The sequence below is a fragment of the Niveispirillum sp. FG156 genome (assembly GCF_057809555.1).
In genome coordinates, this window is sequence record NZ_JBMDKE010000009.1 from 1 (window position 1) to 11,784 (window position 11,784).

General features: G+C 64.1%; 5 protein-coding genes and 1 CRISPR repeat array. All 5 genes read right to left on the reverse strand.

Annotated elements, in window-relative coordinates; translation table 11 throughout:
* Nucleotides 1-58: 58 nt before the first annotated feature.
* Nucleotides 59-2,205: direct repeats of the CRISPR family, unit length 36 nt; unit sequence GTTGCGGCTGGACCGCAAATCCCTATCGGCTAAACT.
* A gap of 76 nt (nt 2,206-2,281) precedes the next feature.
* Nucleotides 2,282-2,581, reverse strand: coding sequence for a CRISPR-associated endonuclease Cas2 (gene cas2 / locus ACODSP_RS07185; RefSeq protein ID WP_488964941.1), 300 nt, complete (start codon nt 2,579-2,581; stop codon nt 2,282-2,284).
* Nucleotides 2,565-3,542 (reverse strand): type II CRISPR-associated endonuclease Cas1, encoded by a 978-nt coding sequence (gene cas1 / locus ACODSP_RS07190; protein ID WP_488964942.1) that lies wholly within the window; start codon nt 3,540-3,542, stop codon nt 2,565-2,567. The genes cas2 and cas1 overlap by 17 nt, the downstream gene beginning before the upstream one ends.
* Before the next feature lie 3 nt (nt 3,543-3,545).
* Entirely contained in the window at nt 3,546-6,743 is a 3,198-nt protein-coding gene (gene cas9 / locus ACODSP_RS07195; RefSeq protein ID WP_488964943.1) for a type II CRISPR RNA-guided endonuclease Cas9, read from the reverse strand.
* 237 nt (nt 6,744-6,980) lie between these two features.
* Complete coding sequence (locus ACODSP_RS07200; RefSeq protein WP_488964944.1) at nt 6,981-10,415, reverse strand: ATP-binding protein; 3,435 nt, start codon at nt 10,413-10,415, stop codon at nt 6,981-6,983.
* Nucleotides 10,415-11,677, reverse strand: a complete 1,263-nt coding sequence (locus ACODSP_RS07205) for a metallophosphoesterase family protein (RefSeq protein ID WP_488964945.1) — start codon at nt 11,675-11,677, stop codon at nt 10,415-10,417. The genes ACODSP_RS07200 and ACODSP_RS07205 overlap by 1 nt, the downstream gene beginning before the upstream one ends.
* Nucleotides 11,678-11,784 lie beyond the last annotated feature (107 nt).

Below are 11,784 nucleotides of genomic sequence, written 5' to 3' on the forward strand. Positions count from 1 at the left end.
ATTCTCGAAAAACTCCGATGCACCCCTGCATCTCTTCAATGAGTCAATGCACTAGCACGTTGCGGCTGGACCGCAAATCCCTATCGGCTAAACTCGATCCGTGGCAAAGAATTCGTCGCAGATAGTTGCGGCTGGACCGCAAATCCCTATCGGCTAAACTGGACGCAGTGGCACAGCGTCGTCATCTTCAGTTGCGGCTGGACCGCAAATCCCTATCGGCTAAACTCCAATGCGCTATGGGATGAGCAACAAATCCGGTTGCGGCTGGACCGCAAATCCCTATCGGCTAAACTGTGAGGGGTTACCATGACCGCAGCAGACCAGTTGCGGCTGGACCGCAAATCCCTATCGGCTAAACTGCCCCGGCAGAACACGCACCGCGTAGCGCCGTTGCGGCTGGACCGCAAATCCCTATCGGCTAAACTGTATTCATCAATCACGCCCCCGCAGTGCGGGTTGCGGCTGGACCGCAAATCCCTATCGGCTAAACTCAACAGCCGCGCCCGCCGCGCACCCTGCCGGTTGCGGCTGGACCGCAAATCCCTATCGGCTAAACTGATGCCGACGCGCGGATGCCGCCAGAACATGTTGCGGCTGGACCGCAAATCCCTATCGGCTAAACTTCAGGGTTGGTTTCTCAAGCTGGCACTTTAGTTGCGGCTGGACCGCAAATCCCTATCGGCTAAACTTTATGTCGGCTCCTACGCCGGCCCATCGCCGTTGCGGCTGGACCGCAAATCCCTATCGGCTAAACTCCAGCGTCGCTACAACAAGCGGTTCATCCAGTTGCGGCTGGACCGCAAATCCCTATCGGCTAAACTCGGGGGCGGGAAAAGCGTACTGCGCATCGTGTTGCGGCTGGACCGCAAATCCCTATCGGCTAAACTGATGGGCCTCTTGCGGGTGATCCATCCGCCGTTGCGGCTGGACCGCAAATCCCTATCGGCTAAACTTAGTCCAAAAGTAAACCCGCTACCCAACACGTTGCGGCTGGACCGCAAATCCCTATCGGCTAAACTGGCGCGCCGGAGGTGATTGCTGAGGCGCCCGTTGCGGCTGGACCGCAAATCCCTATCGGCTAAACTCGTCGATGCGGCGTACCGTTGGATAGACAAGTTGCGGCTGGACCGCAAATCCCTATCGGCTAAACTGCGGTCAACCATGACGCGGTCGCCATTGCTGTTGCGGCTGGACCGCAAATCCCTATCGGCTAAACTCCAGTGCTTACGTTGTAGGGCGCTCTTTTGGTTGCGGCTGGACCGCAAATCCCTATCGGCTAAACTCACGATCATTCAGGCCGCGCACGGTGACGGTTGCGGCTGGACCGCAAATCCCTATCGGCTAAACTTCCATCCCAGTAATAGGCACGCCCGCCGGAGTTGCGGCTGGACCGCAAATCCCTATCGGCTAAACTAAAGGCGGACGAGGTTACGCAGCAATTTGGTTGCGGCTGGACCGCAAATCCCTATCGGCTAAACTAACCCGCCGTGAAAACCCCTAACAAGCCCGGTTGCGGCTGGACCGCAAATCCCTATCGGCTAAACTATGGCCGAACGGCTGGCCGTGCCGCGCGAAGTTGCGGCTGGACCGCAAATCCCTATCGGCTAAACTAGGGGATGACAAGGGGGTTGGCAAAGTCCGGTTGCGGCTGGACCGCAAATCCCTATCGGCTAAACTAAGGGGATGGCGCCCGTCTGGTATTGCGGTGTTGCGGCTGGACCGCAAATCCCTATCGGCTAAACTCGCGCCGGATATTCATCGCCAACAGATACAGTTGCGGCTGGACCGCAAATCCCTATCGGCTAAACTCCCCGAAATAGACGCGAGCACCCTCACTCAGTTGCGGCTGGACCGCAAATCCCTATCGGCTAAACTCGGAAGAGTTACCTGCGCCTGATCAAAGCTGTTGCGGCTGGACCGCAAATCCCTATCGGCTAAACTCAAGGCGCGCGGAATACCTTTTGCGACCGCGTTGCGGCTGGACCGCAAATCCCTATCGGCTAAACTTCGGTAACCTTGGCCAGAACCTCGTCGCAGGTTGCGGCTGGACCGCAAATCCCTATCGGCTAAACTTATGGTGGTGGTATTGTTGAGCGCCAGCCAGTTGCGGCTGGACCGCAAATCCCTATCGGCTAAACTGGTACCGAATGCTGCCGTTCTGTCCGGAGTGTTGCGGCTGGACCGCAAATCCCTATCGGCTAAACTGAACCCTGAGGCAACTTATTGAAAAATAAGATTGTTTCAGGGTTTTCTCTATCTTGTTCCCGTATCATGGCACCCCCTAAAACAAGGCCAGTTGCGCGGGATTCTCGCGTGGTTTTCTTTTTGTTCTGTTGTCGAAGCAGGTCACATTCTGATACTGGCGATCGGTGATGGTGACGATCTGGACGCTGCCCTTGGCGGGAACCTGACCGGCGATGCGTTTGGTGGTGGCGTCGACCTGCTCCTTGCCGGTACACCAGCGTAGATAGACGGAAAATTGCGCCATTTCAAAGCCTTGGTCCAGTAGAAACTGCCGGAAGCGGGTGGCGTTCCGGCGTTGGATCTTGGTTTTGACCGGAAGGTCAAACAGCACCATCATCCACATGATCCGATATCCAGTCAGCGCCATCATCGTCCTCCATCGGCCGGCCCGGACCGGCGGCGAGGTCAAGGGGCAGGGGGGAGAGGGGGAGGTCGAGTCGCGGTTCCCCCGTCTGGTAACTGTCCGCCAGGGAGGTGGCCAGCCGGTGCAGGCAGGTCGATAAGGGTGTAGTGCCGCGGGTCGTTGTAAGATCTTGGATCAGGATGGCGGCCAGGTCACGCTTGGCGTCGGCTGTCACCTCCGCCACGCCGCGGCGGATCAGGCGCAGCACGGCCAGATCAACCAGCGGGCGGAACGGTTCCATCACGTCGTCCACCAGAGCCATGGGATTGCCCTTGTTGGAATGGTGGATACCGATGGAGGGGTGCAGACCCGCCGCGACCACGGCGCGCGCCGCCCCGCTGCGCAGGATGGCGTAACCGTAATTGAGCAGGGCGTTGGTGCCGCCCGCTTCGGTATCCCGCCGAAAGTCCGGTCCCATCAACAGAGGCCAGTATCGCCGCGCCGCCTGTGCCTCCATATTGGCCGGGTCGCCGGAGCGCACCTGCCGTGCCAGGGTGGTGAAGGCACCCGACGGCACACCCTGATGGGCCAGGGCCGCCCCCTGATTACGGATCTTGGCCTGGACCAGTCCTTGCCACAGCCGCTTGGTCAGGGGAAGCGGGGCGGCGATCTGGGCACGGACACGACCGGTCTGGGCATGATGCCCCGCTACGGGCAGCATCAAAGACACCGGCATGTGATTGGGACCGCACACCACGAAAGGCACGTTGCGGTCGGCAAGGGCTTGCAGGAGATTGGCGGAGAATGTCAGGCCATGGGCGCTGGCGATGACAGCGTCGATATCGTCGAGCGGGATGCGACCTCGCTCTCCATCCCCGTCCTTCACCAGCAGGAAACCGCGCAGGACGGCGAGGTGAAGACCATCGGTCGAAATCTCCACCACCCGCCCCGGCATGGCTTATATCCCCGGATGCGGGCCGGGGTCGCGCAGGCGGCCCGACGGTGTCACCACCACCTTGCGCGCATGACGTTTGCGCAACACGTCGAAGGCGACAATGGACCAGCGAAAATGGTCCCCGCCCTTGGCCGTGCGGTCATGGCGCTCCTGAAGCTTGCCGCCCTCGTTATGCGGGGCCAGACGGATGCGGCCGGCGGACAGTTCCAGGATATGCACACGCATCACCTGCTGCCCCTGGCTGCCGTCGGGCCGCTCCACATCCAGGCGCAGCATGTCGCCCTTATAGAGCCACATGACGACATCGGGGCCGGGCGGGGGCAGGGTGCCGCCACCATGGGCCCGCGCCTGACGGTTGGCATCGAACAGGGTGACGGCGCGGCCTGTCCAGCGGCCCTTGGCATCGGCCACGATATCGACGCATAGATTTTCCCCCGGCACAACCGCCTTGTAGGGAATACCCGTTCGGCGGTGGCCGATCCGTTCGAAGCTGGCCTCCGGCTTGGTCAGGCGGACATGGCGCAGGCCGGTCCAGGGATGGTCTTCGCGGTTGCGGAAGCTGTCCAGCGCCGCCTTGATGTCGTTGCCGGCCAGCACCTCCGCCGCGATATGGGCCTTCAAGGTCTCGCACAGGGCGGCGTCGCGGATGCGCTCCACCTCTCCCGCCGTCAGGCTGCCCAGCGGCTTGCGATAGACCAGGGTATGACCGCGCCATTTGTCCGGCTGGTTGATGATGCCATAGGCCGTATCCTCATGCAGGCGGCCCGCGATGCCATGATCGGGTTTCACCGACACGACGATGCGGCCCAGCCGGTCTTCCAAGTCAGAGCGAAACCAGTTGTAGCGGGGGGAGAGGTCGTCCAGCAGCCGGTCCAGATGCTGATCGGCGGCCTGTTTGGCGGCCCGCTGGACCATCTGGATGGTACCTTGATCGATAATGGCGATGATCGCGGCGTCAAGCGCGTGGTGGCGGTGGTCGTCGCGGTTCTTGTGCCCGTTGACCGACAGTAGTTCATTCAGGCCCCATTTGCGGCGCAACAGCCCGACCAGGGTGCCGGGCACGGCGCGCACCCGCAACGTGCCTTCCTGCTTTTCATGATACAGGCAGGACAGGTACAGGCGGGCCACGCGCGACAGGTAGCGGGTGTCGTTCAGGTGTCGGTCCAGGAACCGTTCCTGATTGTCGAACCGTTCCATGGCGTCGGTGGCAAAGCGCCAGCGGCGGTTGGGCGGCAGCATCGCGGCCCGCGCCTGGATTTCCGCCCAGTCATAGCCGGTCGGGGAGTGGCTGAACGCCTCCACCGGGGACAGGTTCCGCTTGTCGCGGTTGGCACGGCGCAGACAGACGATGCGGTTGCCGGCCCCATCATCCAGGGTGCGGCTGTAGGGCAGGATATGGTCGATATCCACATCCTCGAACAGCAGGCGGTGGACGCTGATATTCTCGCCCGTGTAGACGCATTTGCGCATCACGCCGTCAAAGGGCAGTTCCTCCCACAGGCGCAGGCGCATCACCATGTCAGGTGTCGGCTCCACACCCAACTCACGCAGCTGCTTGCGCCGGCGATCATTGTTCTTCTGATTTTCCGCCTGCTCCCTCTGCTTCTTGCGGCGGTCCTCCGCCGATTGCGACAGGTCGCGGGCCAGTTCCACGACGATACCTTCCGGCTTGCCATATTCCAGGATGATGTCGTTCACGACGGTGCGGATCTGGTTCAGGCCGATATGGACCGTGGGGTTGGCGATGCGACCGATGCGGCGGAACGGGTCCTTTTCGATGTCCTTGTCTTTGCCGCTGCCAAAGGACAGGAACCGTTCCAGGGAGGGCACCTCGCAATAGAAGGGCAGCTTGTCCAGCCCCTCCCCCTCGCCCCGCAGGTCGGAATGATGGTCATAGCCGGCTGCCAGCACCGCCTCGTCATAGCGCAGACCCTTTTCCATCTCCGGCACGATCCGCGACAGGGCGGCGACGGAGAGGCGGCAATGGCCATCGGGCAGGCTGGCCGCCGCCACGGCTCCTGCCGCCTCTACCGACAAGCCGAACCGTTCCTGAAGCCAGGGCACCAGATCCTCGGCCTCTGCATTCTCATCCAGAAGGCGGGCGACCACCTCGGCCTGGGTTTCAGGCGGCAGGGCGCGCCAGAGGGGGCCGAAACGTTTTTTGTCGCCCAGGGCGGCGGTAGTGCCGTCACCGTTCAGCTTCTCCCTCTTCTCGTCCTGCAAATTCAGCTTGGTCTCAGCCGGCAGCTTGGCCACCTTTAGCAGATGCTTGAACTCCCGGTCCTTATTGGTCATCAGGGCGGTCAGCATCGCCCTGCGTGCGGCGGGGGGCAGGGGCTCCTTGCTGAAATCCTCCCGCAGGATGCGCAGATTGTTCACCTCCTGCAGGATGCGGAAGCGCTGCGCCAAGGGCAGGGCCCAGGGCGCGCGGTCCTCCCCCTTAACCAGTACGCATTTGCCGGGATCGACAGGACGCAATTTCCGCTGATGGAAGATGACGCCCCGGATACGATCCCATTGTTCCGGCATGATGGAGGGGTGGTGGGAGGCCTGACACTCCCTGATCCTGTCGAACTCCGCCTGTGCCAGTTCGCGCGAGGGGTAGAAATCATAGTTGGCCTTGGCGCCCGTGCCGGACAGGCGGGCGCGTACCGGTTCCTTGGCGGCGTGCCGTGCGGCCAGCCAGGCGCCCAGGCTGGGCAGGCCCGATGCATCGATCTGGGCCTGCAAGGCATTGATGCCGGTCTTGATCTTGCCTTCTTCCGCCGCATCCACCTCCCCGCCGGGGCGGCGGGTGGAGCGGAAGCCACGCCGCTGATTCAGGTGGAACAGGGCCCGGCCCAGTTCATGGGCGGACAGGGCCGACGGCGTGGCGGCGGCCGCGCGCAGGGCATAGGGATCAAGCCGTTCCAGCGCCTTTCGTTCCTGCCGATCGGCGGGGAACAGGCCGGTATCGACCAGGGCTGCGATCAGGCGCTTCTGCCGTTGCAGAAACCGGTCCCGCCGCCGCCGCGCCTGCCGCGCCACACGCCGGTCCACGGCCAGACTGGTGCCCTTCTGTGGGTCCCGCCCCTCCGGAAACACCCGCACGCCCAACCGCAGGATGCCGCACGGCTCGCCACGCTCATTCAACTCAATGGCGCACCAGCCGATGGAGGTGACGCCGATATCGAGAGCAAGGCGGTAACGGCGACGGCACATGCTGTAATAATCCCTGATAATTTTCTCTTTTTACGAGATTTTATCTGGCCATAAGTATCAGGCATTGACAACCTGAGAGAGATAAATCACCATTGAAACTGTGATGACCTGATCTACTGTTTTAGCCGATAGGGATTTGCGGTCCATCCGTTAACACGCGCCGGGCTTGTTCCCGTGCGCACCAAATGCGGGCGGTCCCTTGGGGCCGCCCCTTTGCTTTTTGGGGCTGGGTGGGCGTCATGCCAGCTGATATTCCGACAAACCGCCAGTCCCCAGTGCTTCCCGGCCCAGGTCGCAGAGATGGGCGTGGTGGGTGAAGAACAGCACCTGGGTAGAGCGGGCCAGTTCGGCCAGCACGCGCAGGCCCGCCATTGAGCGATCATCATCGAAATTCACGAACAGATCATCGGCCAGGAACGGCACCCGCACGCCGGCCGCGATGGATTGTTCGACGGCGGCCAGCCGCAGGGCCAGGAACAGCTGGTCGGTCGTCCCCTCGCTCATCCCGTCGATGGGGACCAGGGTGGCGCCATCGTCGCGCAGCCCAAGAAGACGGGGTGTCGCGGTTTCATAATCGATCCGCAACCCGCTGAACCGGCCCAAGGTCAGGGTGCTGAACAGGTCGCAGGCCCGGCGCAGCAGCGGGCCCTGCCGCCGTTCCCGATAGCGATCCATGGCCCAGCGCAGCATCAGCGCCTGCGCCCGTTTCAGGACATAGGCATCGGCCAGTGCACCCATCTCCGCCAGTGCCGCCTCCGCGTCCGCGGCATCGGCAGGGGCGCTGCCCGGTCGGTCGTTCAGCATGGCGAAGGCCCGCCGTGCCTCCCCCAGCGCATCGGCTGCCGCTGACAGGCTTTCGGTCAATTCGGCCTGCACCTGTTCCAGTTCCGGGCCGCGGGCCGCCGTCTGGTCCGGATCACTGCTTTCCCACGTGGCGATCAGGTCGGCCAGGGCATGCCCGTCGCCATTGGCCAGGGCTTGCCGCTCCGTCTCCGCCAGTCTGGCCTGCAGCGTCCGGCGACAGCGGGAGGCATCGATCAGGGCGGGCAGGGCCGCAGGATCCTCCATCCCGGCCTGTGCCAGCAAGGGGGCCAGGGTGACCAGCGCCTTGCGCCTTGCCGTGTCCGCCGCGTCTAGTTCCATCTGCCGCCGGTCGCGTTCCAGGGTCAGTGCCGTCAGGGCCTGGGCCACAGCCTGGGCCTGGGTCAGCCGGGTGCGCAGCACATCCAGTGTTCTGGACGGGTCGAGATCGGCATCGGCGCCGGCCTTTGCCGCCAGGGCCATGACATCGTCGGTGAAATGCTGCCGGTCGCGGCCAATTCCCTGGATGCGCTTCTCATGGCCCGCCAATTCCTCCAGCTTGGCGCGCAGCGTATCAATGCGGGACAGGAAGTCGCCGATTAGGTCGGGATCAGGCGTGATGCCCGCCGCTGCCGGTTCCGCCATCCATTCAGCCAGGGCGCGCTCGGCCTGCCGCCGGTCCTGTTCCAGCAATTGTTCGGTCCGGGCGATCTGATCCTCCAGGCTGGAAAGCGTGGCCTGCTTTTCCGTGAAGGCGGCTTCCAGCCTCTCGCCCTGTTCCTTTTCCCGCTCCGCCAGGGCCAGGATGGGGGCCAGCCGGTCGGCGGCGGGCGGCTGTGACGCCATCGTCTCGCGCAGCAGGTCGATGGCCTGTGACCGGCGTTCGAGATCGCGTGTCGCCAGCCGCCTGATCTCCTGGGCGGTCTGATGCCTGTCCAGGGCTTCCGCCCGCAAGCCCTGCCAATGGCGCAGCCGAACGGGGTCCAGCATGGGTAGGTGGGACGCCAAAAGCCGGTCGGACCATTCGCCCTTCGCTGTCTCCATCCCGGTTTGCGCATCGGCAAGCCGTCGGGCCGCCTGTTCGCGCTGCAAGGACAAGGCGGCCAGTTCCCCATCCAGCAGGGTCAGTCTGGCCGACGCCTCGGCGTTGTCGAACCGCCGGTCGGCCAAAGTGTCGGCGCTGCTTACGGCGCTGGTGAAGGCATCGGTGGAAGGGACGGGCTGGGACGGCTGGCGCAGATGGTCCTCAATGCTGCGCCACAGTGTATCGCGTGTGGCGCGGGCGTTGAGGATTTCATCCACCGCCACGGCCTGGCCCGCATCCGCCAGCCGGGCGCGGTCGGCGCGGGTCCGCTCCATCGCCTCATCCAGGCGGCGACATTCCTGCTGTTCTGCGGTGGTCGCGGCATCCAGTTGCTGCCATTGTTCCAGGGCCCCCTGGATTTCCGGTTCGGCCAGGGTTTGCAGCCGTGCCAGCGTGCCGGCATCACCCTGCCAGGGGGACAGCCGTTCCAGTGCGATGACCGCTTCCTGTTCCGCCCGTTGGGCGGCACCAAGGTTTTCAGCGCAGCGCCCGTCAAAATCGTCGCCTAGGCCATGGGCGCGGGCGGTGGCGGCGCGCAGCAGGCCCAGACCTTCCGCCAGGGGCGCGTCGGCCAGCTCCTGGCGCAGGGTCTTCACCTTGCTACGCGGGTCGGTCAAGGAGTCTGCATGCGCCCGCCGGCCAGCCTCGGCATTGGCATGACGGGTGGCGATGGCACGCAGGCGGGCAGTCATCGCGGCGGCTGGCGGGTCGCCCTGCATGGACAGGGCAACCCGCAGGGCCGCGATCTCCACCGCCATGGCGTCCCGCTCCGTTTCCAGCCGGTGAAAATCATCCGCCGCCTTGGTGACAGCGCCGCGCCGTTCGATCAGGGCCGCGATCCTGTCGGCCAGATCGGTGATGGCGTCGGGCGCCAGGGTCTTCAGCTTCTCCACCGCCTCATCACGCAGTTTCTCCGCGACGAGGCGGTCAGCATCCGCCTTGGCGAGTGCGGCCAGGGCCGCCTCGGCGCGCTCCTCCTCCAGCGAGGTGAAGCCGGGTGCGGCTTTCTGCCCGGCGATTTCCGTCAGCAGGGCCGCGCGCTGCTGCAGGATGGGGCCGATGCGGCGCAGCCGTTCCACCACCTGCCGTTCGGCGGACAGTGACGCCTGCCGCTGCTTCAGGGCTGCCAGTTCCTGTTCACGGCGGGTGACGGCGGCGCTGGCGTCCGACCATTCCTTCGGTCGCAGCAGATGCGCCTTCAGGCTGCGCTGGCTTTCCTCATACTGGCGTTCGGCGATGGTGAAGGTTCGGCGTGCGGCAGCGCGGGGACCCCAGATGGCGTCCTCTTCATCCACCAGCGCCGCCTGCAATGCCGCGATGTCCGTCAGGCCGGAACCGGCGGCGAACAGGGCCTGGCCCAGATCGTCATTGGCCTTGACCATGGCCTCTCCACCGGCGCGCAACCGGCTCTGATCCAGGCTGAAACCGACGCTGAACGTATCGCGGGTCAGGCCGTGCAGCAGGGCGGCCAGCTTCCCCTCGTTGATGGGCTGCTCATCCGCGTCGATCAGGCTTTTATCCTTGGTCTTGCGGCGGCGGCAATGCAGGCTTTGCCCATCCTCCTCCAGTACGGCCCCGATCCGCATCAGGTTATAGTCGAAGCGAAAATTGTAGGGGCTACGCTGCGGGATACCGAACAGCAGGTCGGACACGGCGGCAAGGGTCGTGGATTTGCCCGCCTCGTTCGGGCCATAGAGGATGTGGAAATCAGCCGGGCCGGCGGTCAGGCGCAGGCGGTGATCCTCGAAGCGCCCATAGCGTTCCAGGTGCAGTTCCGAAAAGCGCATCAGGGTGCCTCCGCCCCGGCCAGCCGGGCATTCAGCGCGGTGCCGGCAATGGAAAGAAGGGCCGTCCAGTCGCCGCGCGCCGCCAGGGCGGCGGGGCCGTCCCCCTGTTCCTCCAGCGCCTTGGCGGCGTCGGCCAGGAAGGGGCGCAGGTCGCAGGATAGGGCATCGGCCAGATCGGGATCGACCGCTGCCGCCGCCAGCAGAGCCAGGAAGTCATCGGCGGCCATCGTTTCGGATGCGGCGGCGGGCGGTGGGCTGGCAGCCACGCGCAGTTTCTCGATCCACAGGTCAGGTGCGACGGCGGTGGCCAGCGCCCGCACCTCGTCACGCAGCGCCATTTCCCGATCGCGCAGCAGCCCGGCCAGTGGCGTGTGTCCGGTCAGGGTGACACGGGCGATCATGGCGCGGCCATCCGATTGCCGTGCGTGATGGTGGGCCAGGGCGGCGCGTGTGGCGGTATTCACATCGTCCAGGGTCTGGGCGTCGGTGCAATCCACCTCCACCTGTGCCCAGCGCACGACGTCCAGCGGGATATGGTCCAGCCCGACGACCATGCGGTCCTGCACCTCCACCAGGACGGCCCCCTTCGCTCCTGTCTCGCGGATATGGCGGCCTTGGAGATTGCCGGGATAGACGATATGCGGACGTTCGCCCAGCACCGCCTGTTCATGCACATGGCCCAGCGCCCAGTAATCATAGCCCTTGGCGGTCAGGTCCTGAACGGTACAGGGCGCGTAGGGGGCGTGGCCCTCATGCCCCGTCAGGGCCGTGTGCAGCAGGCCGATATTGAAATGGTTCTCCAGTGCGACCGGGTAGGAGGCGGCCAGATTGTCCAGCACCTGGGCATTGGCGAAGCTCTGTCCGTGGACGGCGACGCTCAGACGTTCGATCACATGGGTCTGCGGTCGGCGGGCATTGAACAGATGCACATTGTCCGGCCAGGGCAATTGCCGGGTCAGGACGGATGCCGCATCATGGTTGCCGGCCAGCAGATAGACCAGGATATCGGCGGCGGCCAGCTTTGCCATGGCGCGGGCGAAATAGAGGCCGGTACCCATATCCTTCCAGTCGCCATCGAACATATCGCCGGCGATCAGCATGAAATCCACCGCCTCGTCACAGGCGCGCTGGATCAGATTGTCGAAGGCGGCGCGAGTGGCGCCCCGCACCTCGTCGACCGGCACCCCTTCATAACGGGCCAGCCCATGCAGGGGACTGTCCAGATGAATGTCGGCGGCGTGGATAAAGTGGAACCTGGGCATATTATTCCACCCTGAATGTGTATTATGGTTTCTGGAAAGAACTTCACCTTTAAGAGGTATCATCATGTCAACGGATACGATGGTCAAGAATGCTGGCGATCATCCTA